Origin of the sequence: Photorhabdus khanii NC19 (assembly GCF_000517265.1) — a bacterium.
Classification (GTDB): domain Bacteria; phylum Pseudomonadota; class Gammaproteobacteria; order Enterobacterales; family Enterobacteriaceae; genus Photorhabdus; species Photorhabdus khanii.
Window position 1 is genome coordinate 285,710 of record NZ_AYSJ01000014.1, and the last position, 19,444, is coordinate 305,153.

General features: G+C 44.4%; 20 protein-coding genes. 10 read left to right on the forward strand and 10 right to left on the reverse strand.

Annotated elements, in window-relative coordinates; all coding sequences use genetic code 11:
• The first annotated feature begins 11 nt into the window (after positions 1–11).
• The 10 genes from PTE_RS16820 to PTE_RS16865 all read left to right on the forward strand — a co-directional run bounded on the left by PTE_RS16820 (position 12) and on the right by PTE_RS16865 (position 11,557).
• A complete protein-coding gene (locus PTE_RS16820; protein ID WP_036849021.1) occupies positions 12–1,121 on the forward strand; it encodes a flagellar basal body P-ring protein FlgI in 1,110 nt (369 codons plus the stop codon).
• Positions 1,121–2,062, forward strand: coding sequence for a flagellar assembly peptidoglycan hydrolase FlgJ (gene flgJ / locus PTE_RS16825; protein ID WP_036849025.1), 942 nt, complete (start codon positions 1,121–1,123; stop codon positions 2,060–2,062). The genes PTE_RS16820 and flgJ overlap by 1 nt, the downstream gene beginning before the upstream one ends.
• 130 nt (positions 2,063–2,192) lie before the next feature.
• A complete protein-coding gene (gene flgK, locus PTE_RS16830) occupies positions 2,193–3,836 on the forward strand; it encodes a flagellar hook-associated protein FlgK (RefSeq protein ID WP_036849026.1) in 1,644 nt (547 codons plus the stop codon).
• A gap of 82 nt (positions 3,837–3,918) precedes the next feature.
• Positions 3,919–4,884 (forward strand): flagellar hook-associated protein FlgL, encoded by a 966-nt coding sequence (flgL, locus tag PTE_RS16835; RefSeq protein WP_036849028.1) that lies wholly within the window; start codon positions 3,919–3,921, stop codon positions 4,882–4,884.
• Positions 4,885–5,421: 537 nt separating this feature from the next.
• Entirely contained in the window at positions 5,422–7,395 is a 1,974-nt protein-coding gene (locus PTE_RS16840; RefSeq protein ID WP_036849032.1) for a type VI secretion system Vgr family protein, read from the forward strand.
• Positions 7,388–8,221, forward strand: coding sequence for a DUF4123 domain-containing protein (locus tag PTE_RS16845; protein WP_036849035.1), 834 nt, complete (start codon positions 7,388–7,390; stop codon positions 8,219–8,221). Before PTE_RS16840 ends, PTE_RS16845 begins: the two co-directional genes overlap by 8 nt.
• Before the next feature lie 33 nt (positions 8,222–8,254).
• Complete coding sequence (locus PTE_RS16850) at positions 8,255–8,524, forward strand: type VI secretion system PAAR protein (protein ID WP_036849037.1); 270 nt, start codon at positions 8,255–8,257, stop codon at positions 8,522–8,524.
• Between the two features lie 9 nt (positions 8,525–8,533).
• Positions 8,534–10,129 (forward strand): hypothetical protein, encoded by a 1,596-nt coding sequence (locus PTE_RS16855; RefSeq protein ID WP_036849041.1) that lies wholly within the window; start codon positions 8,534–8,536, stop codon positions 10,127–10,129.
• Positions 10,126–11,046 carry a hypothetical protein gene (locus tag PTE_RS22940; protein ID WP_051477439.1) on the forward strand — a complete coding sequence of 307 codons (921 nt, stop codon included), beginning with the start codon at positions 10,126–10,128 and terminating at the stop codon, positions 11,044–11,046. The genes PTE_RS16855 and PTE_RS22940 overlap by 4 nt, the downstream gene beginning before the upstream one ends.
• Positions 11,047–11,116: 70 nt before the next feature.
• Entirely contained in the window at positions 11,117–11,557 is a 441-nt protein-coding gene (locus tag PTE_RS16865) for a hypothetical protein (protein WP_036849044.1), read from the forward strand.
• Between the two features lie 1,212 nt (positions 11,558–12,769).
• Here PTE_RS16865 and PTE_RS16870 read toward each other — a convergent pair.
• From PTE_RS16870 to fliJ, 10 genes are all read right to left on the reverse strand, one after another.
• The gene (locus PTE_RS16870) at positions 12,770–13,177 is read right to left on the reverse strand and encodes a cytidine deaminase (protein ID WP_036849046.1); all 408 of its coding nucleotides are present in this window, start codon (positions 13,175–13,177) and stop codon (positions 12,770–12,772) included.
• A gap of 120 nt (positions 13,178–13,297) precedes the next feature.
• The gene (fliR, locus tag PTE_RS16875) at positions 13,298–14,080 is read right to left on the reverse strand and encodes a flagellar biosynthetic protein FliR (protein WP_036849048.1); all 783 of its coding nucleotides are present in this window, start codon (positions 14,078–14,080) and stop codon (positions 13,298–13,300) included.
• Between the two features lie 2 nt (positions 14,081–14,082).
• On the reverse strand, positions 14,083–14,352 hold the full coding sequence (gene fliQ, locus PTE_RS16880) for a flagellar biosynthesis protein FliQ (RefSeq protein WP_036849050.1): 270 nt from the start codon (positions 14,350–14,352) through the stop codon (positions 14,083–14,085).
• Positions 14,353–14,372: 20 nt separating this feature from the next.
• Positions 14,373–15,089 carry a flagellar type III secretion system pore protein FliP gene (fliP, locus tag PTE_RS16885; RefSeq protein ID WP_110742948.1) on the reverse strand — a complete coding sequence of 239 codons (717 nt, stop codon included), beginning with the start codon at positions 15,087–15,089 and terminating at the stop codon, positions 14,373–14,375.
• Positions 15,090–15,138: 49 nt separating this feature from the next.
• Positions 15,139–15,591 carry a flagellar biosynthetic protein FliO gene (gene fliO / locus PTE_RS16890; RefSeq protein ID WP_036849052.1) on the reverse strand — a complete coding sequence of 151 codons (453 nt, stop codon included), beginning with the start codon at positions 15,589–15,591 and terminating at the stop codon, positions 15,139–15,141.
• A gap of 1 nt (position 15,592) precedes the next feature.
• On the reverse strand, positions 15,593–16,012 hold the full coding sequence (gene fliN / locus PTE_RS16895; protein WP_021324075.1) for a flagellar motor switch protein FliN: 420 nt from the start codon (positions 16,010–16,012) through the stop codon (positions 15,593–15,595).
• Positions 16,005–17,009, reverse strand: a complete 1,005-nt coding sequence (gene fliM, locus PTE_RS16900; RefSeq protein WP_036839681.1) for a flagellar motor switch protein FliM — start codon at positions 17,007–17,009, stop codon at positions 16,005–16,007. The genes fliN and fliM overlap by 8 nt, the downstream gene beginning before the upstream one ends.
• 5 nt (positions 17,010–17,014) lie before the next feature.
• Complete coding sequence (fliL, locus tag PTE_RS16905; RefSeq protein WP_036849055.1) at positions 17,015–17,491, reverse strand: flagellar basal body-associated protein FliL; 477 nt, start codon at positions 17,489–17,491, stop codon at positions 17,015–17,017.
• Positions 17,492–17,682: 191 nt separating this feature from the next.
• The gene (locus PTE_RS16910) at positions 17,683–18,987 is read right to left on the reverse strand and encodes a flagellar hook-length control protein FliK (protein WP_036849056.1); all 1,305 of its coding nucleotides are present in this window, start codon (positions 18,985–18,987) and stop codon (positions 17,683–17,685) included.
• Positions 18,987–19,430, reverse strand: coding sequence for a flagellar export protein FliJ (gene fliJ, locus PTE_RS16915; protein ID WP_036849058.1), 444 nt, complete (start codon positions 19,428–19,430; stop codon positions 18,987–18,989). Before fliJ ends, PTE_RS16910 begins: the two co-directional genes overlap by 1 nt.
• Between the last annotated feature and the right edge of the window lie 14 nt (positions 19,431–19,444).

Below are 19,444 nucleotides of genomic sequence, written 5' to 3' on the forward strand. Positions count from 1 at the left end.
AGGGGATGGTTATGATAAAACAATTCGCTGTCAGCCTTCTTCTTGTATTGCTGACTCTGATAACAACGACCGCATCGGCGGAACGTATCCGTGATCTCACTACGGTTCAGGGAGTGCGGGAAAATGCGTTGATTGGTTATGGATTGGTTGTTGGATTGGATGGGACCGGTGACCAGACCACACAGACGCCATTTACCACTCAGAGTTTAAGCAATATGTTATCCCAGTTGGGGATTACGGTTCCTCCAGGAACCAATATGCAGTTGAAAAACGTGGCTGCTGTGATGGTAACGGCAAAATTACCGCCATTTGGCCGTGCCGGACAGAATATTGATGTGGTGGTTTCTTCTCTGGGCAATGCCAAAAGCTTGCGTGGCGGTACTTTGCTGATGACACCACTAAAAGGCATTGATAATCAGATATACGCTCTGGCTCAGGGCAATATTCTGGTTGGTGGCGCGGGTGCCAGTTCTGGTGGCAGCAGTGTGAAAGTGAATCAGCTGGCGGGGGGCCGGATTAGTAACGGTGCGGTTATTGAGCGTGAGTTGCCAACACAATTTGGTGAGAATGGCATACTTAATTTGCAGTTAAATAACGAAGATTTCTCCCTGGCACAGCAAATCAGCGATGTGATCAATCGTATGCGCGGAGCGGGGACAGCAACGCCGCTGGATGCTCGCACGGTGCAATTACGTATGCCGAAGGATAAGAGCGAGCAGGTTAAATTCCTTTCACATGTGCAGAACCTGACTGTCCGTGTTGATGTGGGTGATGCCAAAGTGATTATTAACTCCCGCACCGGCTCAGTGGTGATGAATCGCAACGTTATGCTGGATAGTTGTGCCGTTGCTCAGGGAAATCTTTCTGTCACTGTTGATAATCAGGTTGTTGTTAATCAGCCAAATACCCCATTAGCAGGTGGCGCGACCGTTGTCACCCGTAATCCCAGTGTGGCTGTCCGTGAACAGGGAGGGGCATTGCAGAAGGTTAATGCCAGTGCGAGTTTGAATAGTGTTATTCAGGCACTGAATGCATTGGGTGCTACACCGAATGATTTAATGTCGATCTTACAGGCAATGGAAAGTGCGGGTTGTCTGCGGGCAAAACTGGAGATCATCTGATGAGTGATTTTTCAACCCTGTCCGGCGCTGCTTATGACGTACAATCGGTTAACGCGCTGAAATCCAGTTTGGCGAAAGATTCACAACAAGGGCTACGGCAGGTAGCCCAACAAATGGAAGGCATCTTTGTTGAGATGATGCTGAAAAGTATGCGTTCGGCGCTGCCTAAAGATGGCATGCTGAGCAGTGAACAGACACGTCTTTATACTTCGATGTACGATCAGCAAATTGCCCAGAATCTGTCTCAGAAGGGGCTGGGTTTTGCCGATATGATGCTAAAACAGCTTTCTAACGCCAATACCGCGCCTAGTGAAATGGCGGGGAAAATGCCCATGACACTGGATAGCGACGTTTTGCAAACATTGCCAAGACAGGCGCTTGAGCAATTTATCCGCCGGACGGTGTCGAAACCGGAGACGGTGCCTAAGCCGTTACCGTTGAACAGTACCAACTTTGTTTCTGCGCTCTCCGTTCCCGCTCAAATAGCCAGCCAACGCAGTGGTATTCCTCATTTGCTGATTATCGCTCAGGCAGCGCTGGAATCGGGCTGGGGGCAAAGGGAAATCCTGACTGCCGACGGTAAGCCAAGCCATAATCTGTTTGGTATTAAAGCGGGTAAAGGTTGGAAAGGGCCGGTAACCAATATCTTGACGACGGAATATATTAACGGCGAACCACAGAAAATGAAGGATAACTTCCGTGTTTATGGTTCTTACGTGGAAGCGATTACCGATTACGTCAAGTTACTGACAGAAAGCCCCCGTTACGCCAACGTTGCCAGTTCGGTTACGCCGGAGCAGGGGGCTTATTCTCTGCAACAGGCGGGCTATGCAACCGATCCTGGCTATGCGAAAAAACTGGTCTCGGTTATTCAACAGCTGAAAGGTGCCGGAGAGCAGGCGGTGAAAGCGTATACCCACGATTTAAGTAAACTGTTCTGATCCACATTTTGCTCAAGTTTTATTGAGTTCAGCCGATAAATTATAACAGTTCAGACACTGTTTTTACCTATCTGAAGGGTTGTTTGCCGCCGCCAGCGGAGACATAACTAAAACTCAAAAGGATCTACTGATGTCCAACAGTCTTATTAATACCGCGATGAGCGGCCTTCAGGCTGCTCAGATTGCTCTGGGAACAGTGAGTAATAACGTCACAAACGCCCGTGTTCCCGGTTATAACCGGCAATCAACAGTGATAAATCAAAATGGTGGTACGATGACATCCATTGGCTTTATGGGAAATGGTGTTACTGTCACCAGTATTAACCGTCAATATAATGAATTCATTAATAACCAGCTTTCTGCTTCTCAGGCAAAACAAGGTGCATTAACCACTTATTCCCAGCAAATTTCCCAGATTGATAATTTGCTGGCAGATAAAGCGAATAGCCTTTCAAACACCATTGATGACTTCTTTACCAGTTTAGGCAATGTCATCAGTAATGCTGAAGATGATGCCGCCAGAACGACAACTATTGGTAATGCAAAGGGGCTGGTAAACCAGTTGAAGAGTGCAGATACCTTCCTGCGTAATATGGAAAACAACATCAACAAAGGAATAACTGACAGCGTTGATTCCATCAATAACTTGACCCAGCAAATTGCCAAACTGAATGGTGAAATTACCCGAATGAAAGGCGGTAGTAATGCTGAACCAAACGCATTACTGGATCAGCGGGATCAATTGGTCAATGAGCTGAATAAGCTGGTCGGCGTGAGTGTGACTCAGCAGGATGGCGGTTCTTATAATGTAACTTTTGCGGGTGGATTGACGTTGGTTCAGGGGACAACCGCATACAAAGTAGACGCTGTTTCATCCAATGCGAATAGTAGCCGCATCACGCTGGGTTATGATCGTGGTTTTGGTGACGTGGTTGAGATTAATGAAAAATTCATTAATCAAGGTGAATTAAGTGGCACATTACGGGCGCGTAGTGAAGTGCTGGATAATTCCCGTAATCAATTAAACCAATTAGCCTTGGTATTGGGCGATCAATTTAATCAGGTTCACCGTTCTGGTTTTGATTTGAAAGGTGAACCGGGTAAGGATTTCTTCACATTTAATAACCCGGATGTGATTTCCAACAGCAAAAATAAAGGTTCTGCCGATTTCAAAGTGGAATATGCAGATACCTCGGTAGTAAAAGCCAGTGATTACCATATCAGCTACGATGGCGCTAATTGGAAAATACAACGTGCCTCTGATAAAGCAGATATTTCTGCCAAAGTGACGGGCAATACACTGGAATTTGATGGACTGAAAGTTGAAATTAATTCAACCAATGCACAAGCAAATGACCAATACACACTAAAAGCGGTCAGTGGTGTTATTGGCGGCATGGAAGTTAATGTTAAAGACGCGTCACAATTTGCTGCTGCCGGTACGAAAGACTCCGGGCCAAGTGATAACGTCAATGTAAAAAAACTCGCTGAATTGCAGAGCAAAAAACTGGTCGATGGTAAAGCCTCATTTTCCGGCGCTTATGCTTCGATGGTCAGTACGATTGGTAACCAGACCAACACTGCCAATGTTGATTTAAAAACTCAGAACAATATTACTAAGCAGCTTTATGCTGAACAGCAAGCTGTTTCTGGTGTCAATATGGATGAAGAGTACGGCGCGTTGCAGAGTTTGCAGCAATATTATCTGGCGAACGCGCAAGTGGTCCAGACCGCCTCAACGCTGTTTAATGCCATTTTAGATATCCGTCGCTGATAAACGTGGCACTTATTAAAAATAGCCTGAGGATACTCAGATATCCTGGGTATTTAGCTAACTATTTGAAAGGAATGATATCGTGCGTGTAAGTACCAATATATTATACGACCAGAAAATGATTGGTATCACTTTGGCCCAGTCAAAATGGATGCAGCAGGGAGCACAGTTATCCAGTGGTCAGAGAGTGATAAACCCATCAGATGATCCCATAGCCGCGTCTCAGGGCGTGATGGTTGCTCAGGCTGAATCTCAGAATCAGCAATATATGACGGCCCGTTCATTTGCCAAAAATGCGATTTCTATGCAATTAAGCGTCGTATCCAAATCCGTTGGTGTCGTACAAAATGTTAGTGAAAGCCTTGTCGCCACAGTAAACGGTATATTGAGTGATGAAGACCGTAACTCGCTGGCTATCCAACTGGAAGGTTTTAAAGAACAACTGGTTAATCTGGGTAATTCGACCGATGGTAATGGCCGCTATATTTTTGCCGGCTATAAAACGGATGTAAAACCTTTTGATGAGAATAAAAGCGGTGTAGTCAGTTACAACGGGGGCTATGAGGAAATGACTCAGAAAGTGGATAGCAACCGTTCTATGATTATCGGGCATACCGGGGAGCAGGTATTTCTCTCTTCTACCAGTAACCCGGAAAAAGAGCCGGATGGCAGCCCTAGCGAATCGGATATATTCAAAACCATTGACATGGCGATTCGGTCATTAAGAACACCACTTAAAGGGGCAGATCAAGAAACCCGTGATGATGCGCTGGAATTGCTGAATAAGGCAAACCGTGGTGCCCGTAATGCGTTGAATAATATTTCTTCTGTGGAATCAGTATTGGGTTTACAACTGAAAGAAATTGAAGAACTAAACAGCTTGGGCGCAGAACGTAGCCTGGCAAATAAAAGCCGTTTGAGTGAATTAGTCGATGTGGAATGGAACTCGACGATTTCTAATTATTATCAGCAACAAGCTGCGCTTCAGGCATCATATAAGACATTTACCGATATGAAAGGCATGTCGTTGTTTGAGATGTATCGTTAATTCTATTTCCTTGCTTATCTCTTGCTAATTAATCGCTGGTTTAGGCCAGCGATTGTTTTCAGTTACGTATCCCAGATAATTACTTATTTGGCAAGGCGATATATGTAGAAGTGCTAAAGGTTTTCTACTGTGTTTTATCGCAGGTTCAGGTCAGCGATTCTGTTTAATCGCATTCGCATTGAGGCGGTTAATTCTAACGCATTAAATTCCTTATCGTTATTTGTGATATTCCGCAAAAAATCTTTAATTTGACCAGAATAAAATTTCGTTATTAAAAGAAAATAAGTGCATTATTCCTTCCCTTTTCTATGCTCCCGTTCATATGTTAAACAATCAAACCGACAGGGTGCTGATAATTTCAGGCAGAAATATGAAGTCAATGCCCTGTCCAACAAGGGTAGAGAAAAGTTTAGCCCGTGGCTTTGCCGGTCAAATACATTCGGTCATCATTTAAATTGATGAAGGTTGGATTATGGTTGTATTAAACGATTTCTTTCATTTCCTCAGCGTCAATATCACTCAGTCAGGAGGGCAGTAATGGCAGATTCAGGACTGGTTTTTACCCTCACCGTAGGTAATCTCCCGGAGCAAACTTTTGCTGTGGTTGAATTTACTCTGAATGAAGCGCTGTCAACATTGTTCTGCCTGGAAGCCACGTTAACCAGCGCTGATCCGGATATTGACTTTGCTGATGTGTTGGATAATTCCGCTACATTGACCGTTTATCGCGACGGGCAACCGGAGCGCAGTGTGACCGGGATGGTGACGCAGTTTGAACAAAGCACGACAGGTCGCCATCGCAGTCATTATTCCCTGACACTTCATCCGGGTTTATGGCGTGCGGGATTACGGGTGAATTCCCGCATTTTTCAGCGCCAATCCGTGACCGATATTGTCGAAAAATTGCTGAAAGAAAATGGTGTCAGGAACTTCGCGTGTAACCTGCGTTATGAACATCCTGAACGGGAATTTTGTGTTCAGTATGATGAAAGCGACCTGATGTTTCTCCAGCGCTTATTGGCGGATGAAGGGATATCTTATTACTTTGTGTTCACCCCGGAGCCGGGTGAACCGTTAGTGGCTTTTTTTGATTCTCATCGAATAAATGGTAACCATTCACTGCCTTACCATCCCGGATGGGATGAGACAGGAAGCCAATGCTGTATCAATCAATTTCGCTGGCGTGAACAGGTCGGCATTGCGCGTGTTGCTTTGCGCGATCGGACCTTTAAAAATCCCGTTTGGGCCGCCGAGTATTTCTATCATGAACGTCAGCTTCACCATCAACGCTCAGATCTGCACAGCTACCGTTACTACGATTTTCCCGGGCGCTATAAAGACGGGACGGGACAGCGGATCAGTCAATATCGTCTGGAAGCCCTCCGCCGTGACGCGATGCTCGGTCACGGGCAAAGTGACTGTTTTGCCCTTTCGCCTGCTTCGGGATTTACACTTACCGATCACCCGAAAGAAAAATTTAATACTCTCTGGCAAGTGATTGAAATCAGTCACCACGGCAGACAACCGCAGGCGGATGGATCCCGTTTTGGTGAGAGGGGGACGAGCCTGACCAACAGCTTCACCTTTGGTGACTGTTACCGGGTATGGCGTCCTTCACCTTACCCGAAACCGCGCATTGATGGCCTGCAAATTGCGACGGTGGTTGGTCCGGAAGGGGAAGAAATCTTTTGTGATGAATATGGGCGGGTACGGGTGCAATTTGCCTGGGACGAATATGGCAAATTTAATGATAACAGCTCCTGCTGGATTAGAGTCAGCCAGGCTTGGGCCGGCCAGCGTTGGGGCATGATTGCCATTCCGCGCGTGGGTCAGGAAGTGCTGGTGGATTTTTTGCATGGTGACCCGGACCAGCCGATTATTATTGGGCGCACCTATCATGCCAGCAATATTGTGCCGAACCCGTTACCGATAGCAAAAACCCAGATGTCAATCCGTTCAAAAACCCATAAAGGAGAGGGTTTTAATGAACTGCGGTTTGAGGATGAAAAAGACCGGGAAGAAGTCTTTATTCACGCCCAAAAAAATCTGGCGATTCAGGTGCGTAATTCCCGGGATGAAAAAATTAATTACAACCGCACAACCGCGATTGGACATGATGACGAACTGGCCATTGCCAATAACCGTAAAGTGACTGTGGAGGGGCAACAGGACCATAAAACCACTGGTGATTATATTGCTCAGGTTGACGGTGACAAATCCTTGCAGGTTAAAGGCGATGTGATACAGAAAATACAGGGCGTATTCAGTATCGATACCAATGATGATATCACGGTAAAAAGCGACGGCAAAATCACCCTGAAAGTGGGTAATAGTTTTATCGTTATTCATGCGGGTGGTGTGGATATTAAAGGCCCGTCTATTAACCTGAATTCGGGGGGCAATCCCGGCGTCTTATTACAACCGGTTAATCCTGCTATTTTGCAAAGTGCCGCTCATGCCGGTTCGATGTTTGTTGCACATTGTCCGATGGAGAAAAATCACAATGGTTAAAGAAAAGCTGTATGCCGTCGTTGACGCTGCAACAGAATCGAGGTTGCTGCTTATATTGGGGCATTTTAAGCCCCCTTACACCTGTCTTTACGATGAATCTTTATCGCCTGAATTGCTTAAGGTTGCGCCTTATTTAGTCGAGGTAACAGAAAAGTTCAAACTCTATTTGGAGGAGTGGAAAACGCCCTGGGGAATTTACTTGAGTACTCAAGCGGATATGAAAACATTACGTCGGCATCTGCGTAAGCATTTACAAGTATTATTACCCGGTCAGAATAAACCGGTTTTTTTCCGGTTTTATGATCCGCGCAATATCTGGGAATTTCTCAGTGTTCTGAGTGACTGGGAAATTCACTGCTTTATGGGACCGATAGATAAAATTGCCACCAACTATCAGGGTAATATTCAAAGTCATGATTTTCTCGCTGCCAGAGAACATTATCCGCAAGGTGCCAGCAATAAAAGAAAGCTATTGTCGATTACGTCAGAACAACTGGAAAAGATTGATGCTGCTTTTGCTGAACGTTATGTACAGACATTAGTGGCATCAGTAATCGAGTGGGAAATTATTGAGGGTTTTGATTACGTTGGCTATATCCGGGCACTGGTTACCGAGCTAAAAAATATCGGTATCACGGATGATCACAGTGTCCGGGGAATACTGAAATTATACTTCTCACAAAGATATCGATCTGTTGAAGAATCGCCCACACGCTACAAACGCATCTTGAATAATATCTATGAGCCGGGGCATCTGCGGGCTGAAAAACTGTTATTTCAGGAATTAAGTGATTCATCATCACCTTGGTTCCAATTTAAAGACTAATTATTTTAACCTCGTGAGAGATGAGGAGGGAATATGGGTAATGCGGTAAAAATCGGTGATATTGGTACGGCGCATGATGATTGTCAAGCAACGCCGATTATTTCGGGATCTGTCAGTGTGAAAGCCGATGGTATTCCTCTGGTTCGTCAGGGGGATATTTTGGCACCTCATTCATCCCATTCACGGATAATTGCCGGTGGCTCCAGCACCGTTTTTATTGACGGTAAACCCGCTGCGAGAACCGGTGATGCGGTGAGTTGTGGCGGAATAGTGATTGGTGGTGGCAGTGTCAATATTGGCTAAGGAAAAAACATGCTCTCAGTTAATATGAAAAGTGCCGTTTGCGATTGTAAAATCCCGGACCCCTGTATTCATAAATTAACCTTAAAAGTCGGTAAACGGGTTTTTATTTATAACCAGATTGAACCGATAGGGGATATTTGGGTGGTTGATGAAGCCGACGGTATTCCCGTGACGATTTCCCTGGTGGGAAAACGGTGTGTATCTGATAATCCACACTGCCCGAAAGCGATTTTTTATAGCCCGGATAATCCGATGTTTCAGTTTCATGAATTGGCTAAAAATCCGATAAAGGGGCCGGGTACCGAGGATGAAATCTGTTTTTCCCGCCACACCATACCGGTCGATCCGATAGAACATGATCCGCTGGGCTTTATTGCATCGTCACTGTTTCAGCAGGGGGAGCTGAGTCATTTGCCCCATACCGATTATATTCTTGAACTGACGCAATGCTACGGTCAGCCTTTTGTCACGCGCTCATTCCCATTGGCGGACAATAAGGTGAAGGCGTTGTTACTGGGCCCGGTCGATGCGCTTTACACGACAATTCATGTTTTGCCGCAATATGAATGGACGCTGGATATGACGATAGGGGCGGAGCAGGCAGTCCGGGAAAGAAGTGTGGCGGAAAGAAAAGAGGAGGCGCTTACAGCGAGGAAACAAGTCAATCCGCAGGCGAAAAGGCCGGGTGAAAACTGGCATAAACGCACCGCCGGTTATGAATTAACGGATACGTTAACTATCGAAGGGCGTTTTGCTTACACCCTGGGCCCCTATTCCCGCACCTTTACGCATGAGTTGGAAGAGGAATTTAAAACAAAACGCAAGAAACTGGGGTTAGTGAATAAAGGGCTTCAGGCGGTTGATACGCTGCAAAAACTGTTTTCCAGTGAAGGCAGCCAGGAAATAAAACTGCTGGAAATGGAAATCCAGACGCCGGAAATAAAATTAAGCGGCGGCAGTAAACTGGTGAATGCCACGCATGGCAATGAGGCGTATTTTGAGCAGGCGATTTCGGTGGAATTAGCGCCGCTGATTGGGATGAAATTGCGGCTGGATTTAATTCAGGCATTTGCCACGGAATTCGGTGTTGAGAAGTTAATAGCCTTAATTCGTGAGCAGGGATTAAAAGGAAAGGCGGCGGTAGACGAAGGGCGGGACGGCGCTTATCTGGGGGCGCAATTAGATATGGTACTGGAAGGGGCGTTAAACCTGTCGTTTAAATATGCCAGCAATGAAGAGCGGGAGATGGAATTCCAGTTGGGGGATATGGTCAAAGGTACGTTGGCGATTAGTGCGGAAACGAATATTCAGGCGGGCTTTAAATATTATCTGGTGGAAGGGTATTTTAAAGCCGGTGCAGATATTGAAGCGGAAGGGTGTTTTGAATTGGATAAGCAGGATAACGGGTTATATCTGGTGTTTTTCCATGAGGGGATTGTTGCCAGTTATTATGTGGAGTATGGGGTGGGCGTAGCACCATCTGAAAATAATGGTAAGTCTATCGGATCAGGAAGCAATGTGGATAATAAGAAACAAAAAAAATGGGAGATATATCCTAAACTGCCAAAAGAAAAATCGACATACAAACTGAGGCTATCGCAATGAATAAAGTTATTTTGTTTTTTATGGCCTTATTTTCATTATCAACCTATGGGAAGAATACGATGGATAAAGTTAAATATATTACTTATTTAGAAACAAATCAGGCATTTTGTGTACTGACAGTCAATGGGATCTACACTTTAAGTAATCTGGGCTCGATCAGCGGTACTATATCAACTGGCTACAATGTTGCAGTGATATTGCAAAACGGTAAGAACGTTATCAGTCTTGATATGGGGCCATTAAGTGCCCGGGATGATAAGTATATTTATAAAGAAAAAGATGCGAAATGCAAGGTCCGATTGGTGAGGGCGACTCCCTATGATTCTGATGAAATTACTAATATTGTCACCAAGGTAGTAGATAAAGATGGAATATTAAAACCTAATAGCATGCAGTCTGTTAATTTTAATATTGATACTGAGCAATCCAGTAGAATTACGACGAAAGAATATCCGGATAAATTTTATTATCATACGGAACGGACAGTGACATTAAATGATCTGCCTGTCTGGGCCTGGACGACGGCTACGCCTTTGCCGGAAACGGAAACAAGCACGGAATTGGTTAAAAAAGCCTATGAAGATATCTGGAAAATAATGAAAAATAAAGATTCGGGGGCTTTACAACATGCCGCCAAAATAATGTTGTATGAGCATGCGCAGGCTAATGACAGTACGGAACAAAGTTATTTTGATTCTTTAGACTTTGGGAGAAATTTTGATGACGGTTATCAGGCTATACCGATAGACTGGAGAAAATATAAGTTAGTGCGTTATCTGGGGGGGCGGTTATTCCGTTTTGAAATTGAAGATAGTAATAATTCGCCATTGTTAATTAGAGATAAAAATGGTGAAAACGGTCGTACATTTAGCCCCTATTTTTCTTTAATCAATGGAAAAGTGGTTATTTCAAGATAACTATGGCCTTTTTAAAATAACTCAGTATTAACTGTTTCCGGCAGTTAATACTGAGAGGTAAGGAAAAACTATGCTTTCAGTTAACATGAAAAGTGCCGTTTGCGATTGTAAAATCCCGGACCCCTGTATTCATAAATTAACCTTAAAAGTCGGTAAACGGGTTTTTATTTATAACCAGATTGAACCGATAGGGGATATTTGGGTGGTTGATGAAGCCGACGGTATTCCCGTGACGATTTCCCTGGTGGGAAAACGGTGTATGTCTGACAATCCACACTGCCCGAAAGCGATTTTTTATAGCCCGGATAATCCGGTGTTTCAGTTTCATGAATTGGCTAAAAATCCGATAAAGGGGCCGGGTACCGAGGATGAAATCTGTTTTTCCCGCCACACCATACCGGTCGATCCGATAGAACATGATCCGCTGGGCTTTATTGCATCGTCACTGTTTCAGCCAGGGGATCTGAATCATTTGCCCCATACCGATTATATTCTTGAGCTGACGCAATAATTGTCATCGGCTTTATTCTCTGATTTTGGTATTTTATTTTGCGATAATTATCAGGACATAAATAAAGCCTTTTTTCTATCTAAAATAACAGGTTGGCGCTAAATATCCTGTTTATGAACGAATGCTAATCATATCTACTTTTTATCTTTACTGTCGCTGTTTTACCAGCAGTTTTAATAAATCACCATCCTTTATTTTGTCTTCATAAATCAACAAGTAAATAGCTTGATGATGTAAAAATATCCCTTTCTATTTTTTTCAATAATCAATCCTTTTTTCAGAGCTTAAATCCTGCCAGATTAACCATTTTATCTCTTTTTTATTGCGTTATTTTTACGATTTTCTTCATAAAATAACCAGTGGGAAAGCACCTTAATCCCCATCTATTTGGGTAATATTGTTTTACATGCAGATTTATTTTCAACTCACTATTAATGGTTAATGATTTCCGATTAAATGCTATTAACTCTCCTTATGAAATATTTTACCAAGTTAAATCTGCCCTTGATATAAAAATTTAATACTTCTGTATTTGCACTTTTAAATGATTATGGCAGGTTAGGTAAATGTAAAATAAATGAAGTATAAAACCGCTGATAAATAAATTAATATGGCAGGAAGAAAGTTAAATCCTACCTTGGGTTTTATGACAGGTAGGTTTTAATCTGTTATTAAAAGTCATTCTTTTAATTTATGGTTTTAATCGGTATAACGTTTTTACCGTTGTTTTTACCATTTTTAATACCTGATTTTTGTGAAGTTTAATCATCATCGGTTATTGTATTTTACCTTTTAATCAACGCTAATCATATCCGATTTTTATCTTTATTGACGCTGTTTTACCCGCAATTTTAATAAATCACCCCCTTTATTTTGTCTTCATAAATCAGCCAGTAAATAGCCTGATGAGATAAAAATATCCCTTTCTGTTTTTTCCAATAATCAATCCTTTTTTCAGAGCTTAAATCCTGCCAGATTAACCATTTTATCCCTTTTTTTATTTCTTTTCAGATCCCTGCTAATGGTTAATGGATTTCGATTAAGTGATTCAACAATGAAGCGTGATGAACATGTTTAACCTGCCATAATCATTTAAAAATGAGAATACAGAGGTATTAAATTTTTATATCAAGGACAGATTTAATTCAATAAATGCAACTTTTTAAAAGGAGAGTTAATTGCATTTACTCTACGAATCCAAGATCTTCTAATTTAGAGAATTGCTCCATTAACGGCTGACCAATGATAAGGTTGCAATTCACGTATTGTTTTAAATAATAACGCGTTTTTATCATTAGTCACAGCCACTTTAACTGAACCGCCCCAATGAACCAAACGTTCTTGACATATTCCGCAGGGTGTCAAAATGATATATTCACAATCGGCATCCTCACGACAGAGACATAAGGAGTGTGTGACCGCTTCATTAAGTTTATGTGCCTCCAAATAGGCACCGACTTCCATACAAAGGGATAACGCGTCATTTTTGGTATCAGGCGCAATACTGGTTAAAATCTTACCCGATTCTGTCCGTACTGCGGCTGCGCCACCCCATCCCTTTGGATATCGTTTTTCAATTAAGCTAATCGCGGCGTTATATAACTCTTGTTCTATATTCATTAATTTACTGCTCCTGAACCATTAACCTATTTTATTTTTCTGTTTTAATAACACCGTTGGAAATAAAATTTTACAGTATTAAATAATAGGATTTATACAGTATATAATACTTATAGTTTTTTAAATAACCATGCCACTGATAATTATCGCCAGCCGATTAAACAATTCACTGAACAGACGCTCAGAAAATGGCGCCAGCATGGGGATTAAAAGTGTCAGTACCAGGATACCGGTAGTGAGCGTTAGCGGAAAACCAACCACAAAGATGGAGAGTTGTGGTGTCATACGGTTTAAGATCCCCAATGAGAAATTCAGCGTTAATAGCAGAGTGATTAATGGTAGAGCCAGCATCATGCCGTTGATAAATATCATGCTGGCGCTTTGTGCCAAGAGCCAAAATCCTTGAGCACTGAGTTGCAATGGCTGTACTGGTATAACCTGGAATGTATCCGCCAGAACGGATAATAGCCACAGATGGCCGTCAAAAGCCAGAAATAGCAGTAAAGTCAAAAGGTTAAAGATACGCGCCAGAATGGGCATATTAGGGCCGCCGGAAGGGTCAAAAAAGGTGGCGAATGAGAGGCCCATTTGTAAGCCAATGATTTCACCTGCATGACGCACTGCGGCAAAAGCTATTTGCATGGTCAGGCCGAGTGATGCGCCAATCAGGATTTGCTGGATAATCACCCAAAATCCGGCGACAGAGAAAATAGGCACTTGCGCAGGTTGCAGGTTTGGCATTAAGAGCAGCGTTACCATCACTGCTAACCCGATCCGAACTTTTTTAGGGGCCTGTTTTTCACTGAATAATGGCGCGGTACTGAACAGCGCAAGGACCCGGACCAGCGGCCAGAAAAATTCACTGATAAACTGGATCAGCATTTCACTGTCAAAAGAGATCATAATCAGCCGATTATCACGGGTATGCTGCTGTAGAGTCCACGCATGTAGTCCAAAAATAGATTCAGCATCCAGGGACCCGCGATAACTGTAGTGACAAATACCGCCAGAATTTTGGGGATAAATGACAGCGTCATTTCGTTAACCTGTGTCGCGGCTTGTAATAAGCTGACAATTAAACCGCATAATAAAGCAGATAAAAGCAGCGGTGCAGCCAGCGCCAGTGCGATTTTCATTGCTTCTGTACCCAGTGCCATTACCGATTCAGGAGTCATAATGTTTGTCTCTTTTCAGGTCAACCGTAGAAACTTTGTGCCAAAGAACCCAGCAATAATTGCCAACCATCAACCAATACAAACAACATAAGTTTAAAGGGCAATGAGATTGTCGCGGGTGGCACCATCATCATTCCCAGCGCCATCAAAACGCTGGCGACCACCAAGTCGATAATCAGAAAGGGGATGAACAGGGTAAAACCAATCTGGAACGCGGTTTTTAGCTCACTGGTAATAAATGCCGGCATCAATACCCGCATAGGAACTGACTCTGCTGTTTCAAAAGGGGGTTGGTCAGCAAGGCGGGCAAACAATGCTAAATCGTTTTCCCGTGTCTGACGTAACATAAATTGCCGTAATGGCTTGGCGCCATTTTCTAAAGCGGTTTCCAGGCTGATTTTATCTTCACTGAAAGGCAGATAAGCATCCTGATAAACTTTATCGAAAACCGGCGACATAATAAAAAAGGTCATAAATAGTGTCAGCCCCAGTAAAACCTGATTGGGCGGAGCCGATGGGGTGCCTAATGCATTACGCAGTAAACCCAACACAATAATAATGCGGGTAAAACTGGTCATCATGAGTAAAGCCGCAGGAATGAAACCCAGCGCGGTAATAAACACTAATGTTTGAACCGGCAGGGACCAGCTTTGTCCGCCATTAGCCAGCGGTTGGCTGATAATCCCCGGCAGCTGTGCCGCGACATCCATGGGTAAAATCAGCGCAGTGAGTGCCATTGCCAGGCGGCATGATAATGGGAATTTATTGCCTGTCATAAAGAAAGAACTACTTTTTTTCATCGGCCTTGCCTTGTCGCATCAGGGTATTTTTGAGAATCTGACCAAACAGTGCCGGTTTTATGGGGTGTCCTTCGGGGTTATCACCGTTGGATTCAGGTATTGGCATCTGATGTAACAAATTAATCTGCTGGGCAGTAACACCTAATACTAACCAGTCATTTTCGACCTCCACAATGACGACACGTTCACGTTGCCCAAGTGAACAACTGGCTTTGATACTGAGTTGTTGCTGTGTTTTTCCTTTGCCGGAAACCAGCCCCATACGGCGTATCAGCCAGGTGAGGGTGAAAATCAATAGCAGGACACCCGCCAATGCACTGCTGATCTGCATCAGTGTCTGACCGGCGGGAATTGGCGCAGAAGTGGCTACCTGAGCAACCGCTTGGGTTTGCGCGACAGGTTCTGCCGCGCCATGATGAAGAGAAGGCTGGAAAGCCATATTAGCGACTCAAGCGACGCATACGTTCGGAAGGGGTGATGATATCGGTGATACGGATGCCGTATTTATCCGATACAACCACAACTTCACCCTGCGCAATCAGGTAGCCATTGATTAAAATATCTAACGGTTCCCCGGCAAGGCCATCAAGAGAGACAACGGAGCCTTGAGACAATCTCAGCAGTTGTTTGATCGTCATTTTTGTCCGGCCCAGTTCGACGGATAATTTGACCGGAATATCCAGAATCAGGTCGATATCCGATAAATGAGCCAGTGCATCCTGAGGCTCCAGAGATTCAAATATTGCCGCGCTGCTGTCAGAGGTTTGTTGTTGCGCGGCCTGTTGTTCCAGCGCTTCTGCCCACATATCTTCGGCAGACCCGGTTGAAGCGGTATCTGTGGGTTGTTTAGCGTCACTCATTGGGCTGTTCCTCATCCAGAGCATTTAAAACAGGGTTAATAAGATGTTCGACACGCAGGGCGTATTGCCCGTTTAATGTTCCGTATTGACTGGTGAGCACCGGCACACCATCGACGTGAACGATCAAGCGTTCGGGTTTATCAATAGGTAATATATCGCCCGGCTGAAGTTGCAGAATTTTTGATAGCCTCAGCGGGATGTCAACAAAGTTGGCGACCAGCTCCAGTTCTGAATGCTGAACCTGTTTTACCAGGCTTTCCCGCCACAGACTGTCTTCTTGGCGGACATTTTCCAATGGTGGATTGGTCAGGCGTTCCCGCAGGGGTTCGATCATGGCAAACGGAATACAGATGTTAAACTCACCACTCAACGCGCCAATTTCCACCTGAAACGGTGTCGTAACTACAATATCGTTCGGTGATGTCGTGATGTTGGTGAATTTCACCTGCATTTCAGAGCGGATATATTCCACTTCAATTTTGAAAATGGAATCCCAGGCATCACGGTAGGAATCCAGCGCCATACGTAACATCCGGTTAATCACCCGTTGTTCCGTATTGGTGAATTCACGGCCTTCTACTTTGGTCGGGAAACGTCCATCACCACCAAACAGGTTATCTACCGCGATGTAAACCAGGCTGGGGGCAAATGCAAACAGTGCGGTTCCTCTCAACGGTTTCAGATGAACCAGGTTAAGGTTGGTCGGCACTGCCAGATTACGGGCAAATTCATGATAAGGCTGAATTTTTATTGCACCGACAGTAATATCAGGACTACGGCGGAGCATGTTAAACAACCCCATCCTGAAATGACGGGCAAAGCGTTCGTTAATAATTTCCAGTGCTTGCAGACGTTCCCGAACAACACGGCGTTGGGTATTGGGATCGTAAGGGCGAACCTCGTTTTCCCCGGACGCGGTGTTTTCTGCGTCGTCACTGGCACTGTCGCCATTGAGCAGAGCATCAATCTCGGCTTGTGAAAGAATATTGTCACTCATGGTGATTATCGCAGAATAAACGTGGTAAACAGCACATCGGTGATGACCTGATCCGGCTCACCGGGTACCAATGTTGGACGCAGCGTTTGCTTGATATCGTCCATCAGACGCAATTTGCCGCTGTCGTGAGCCAGATCCGCTGATTTCTGGCGTGATAGTAATAACAACATACGGCTACGAACTTCCGGCAGATACTCATGGAAGCGCTTGCGGGTTTTTTCATCGGTTAAACGTAAGGTCACGCCGATATAGAGCACACGGTCAAAGTGATCTTCATTGTCAATCAGATTGACGGTGAAAGGTTCCAGAGTCATAAATACAGGGACTTCTATGATTCGGGGTGCTTTAGAGTTACTCTCTTTTGCCTGCTTAAATGTCCACCAACTGTATCCTCCGATGGCGGCACCGATAACGGCAATCAGTACTAACAGTATCATCCAAAATGGATTTTTGCGTTTACGCTCGTAGCTATAGTCAGACATGGACAGACAAGTTCCTGTTTTCGTTGCGGACAAGTGTCCACTCATTCCGTGGCGGACCTGCTTATCCATCAATATCGATAATAATTATCCCGCGTATTTCCGCTGGCAATAGCCGGAACAAACGGAGAAAAAACCACTAACTCATTCGTTTGTTGTGAGTCTTGTTTACTACGGATAAATACTTTCCATTATCAGGCGAAAATATCCACACCTCCCCGGACTGACGCCAGTTGGTGAGGTGTTAAACGTATTGTGGATTCAGTAGCCGAATGGTTTTCTGGCGTGGTGTCAGTGTCATGACCGCCAGTTCCGCCTGAATTTTGTGAACTGGAACGTTGTTCTTGTTGCCACGGGCTGGCGTTGTCGCTGCTGACATTGCTTTGGGTAAGTTGAATTCCACTTTCTGCCAATGCATGACGAAGCCCAGGTAACGCAGCTTCCAGGGCTGCCCGAACATGACTGTGAGCAGATGCTAAATGCAATTGCGCCTGATTGTCTTCAACAGACATACGAATTTGTAATGCACCCAGCTCTTGTGGATGCAGGCGCAGCTCTGCTTGTTGTAATCCATTGCGGTTGAACAAGATAATCTGTTGGTTTAATTGTTGCTGCCACTCTTCACTACCCAACTGCGCATTCAGCAAAGGTGTGGAGGCGCTGGATAACTGAAACTGGGCCGTCTGGTTGTGCCCTGCGGAAAGCAGAGGAGATGCGGTTACTGAGGGAGCTTGTCCGGTTTGCTGATGCTCAGCTGCTACGGCAGCGGGCTGAATTTCAGTCTGAACGGTGGTCTGGATCAACGCAGATTCACGTGAATGACTTTGAGGTGCATTTTCATGTTGAATAGCGACGGTAGGGATCTTTGGTTTTATCTGAGGATTCTGTACTAATCCGTTTTCAGGTTTTGCTTTAAAAAGACTTTCAAAACTTTCCGTTTTTTCTTCATGTCTGGGTTGTTCCAGCATATCCGTCAAAAGATTTTTCTCTGTCGGTAATCCTGTCATCATCCATTCTTTAGTGAGAACCGGACGGTTTTTATCACTATTTTTATCACTATGTTTAATCAGTTCGGTTGGTTGTGGATTATCTTTCTGGTTTTCTGATCTGATGGTTAATTTGGATAATTGTACGGGTAAACTTGCCGCCAATTCTTCTGCTGACATGAGCTTTTCATCAACAGGAGCTGGTTGTTTGTCTGCCTCTGCTTTTACATTCAGAGGAATCAGTGAGGAGGCGATAGACTCCGCTGGAATTTCATTTGAGACAGATGATACAGATAATAATGGCGATAAACCGTTGTCTGTTTCATCCGTGATCTCTTTTCCGTCTTTGGATGACACTTTTCCCGGTTTGGTCATACCTTTCTGTGCCGGCTCGGTTTCCAGATTAAGAAACTGAGCAAAGTCAGAAGGTTGATCGGCGTCGGTGAGAGAATCACCGCGCGTTTGCTGATTTTCTGCCGGTTTCAGGTCAGCAGGCAAAAGAGTGACATTCATTATCCATTTCTCCGTTGTGCACTACGTTGGGCATACTCATCCATCTGTTTTTGCTCCGTTCTGTTCTGTTGTAATCTTCGGTTGTTATCTGCCCGCTGTTGTAACGTATCAAAGGCATTGAGACGTTGTTGCTTTTCTTGCCACTGTGATAAAGCGGTCTCAAGCCGCTGTTGCCATTGATTGAGCTGTAATTTGTGTTGTTCAATCGCTTTTTCCAGCGTTTTCATGAATTGCTGGTAGTTTTGCCAGGTCGTACACGGCATACCGTTACTGAGCGTGTCGTTCAGGCGCATCCGGTACTCATCCTGATAGCCCATCAGTGTTACAAGTTGTTGCTCCATTTGTTGATGGTTCTGACGAACTTGTGCAAGGTGAGTGGCGGCTTTCTCCACCGCATGTTGTGCAAGTTCACGCAAGGTCATGAGCGGTGATTGTTGCTGCATCTTATTCCTCGCTT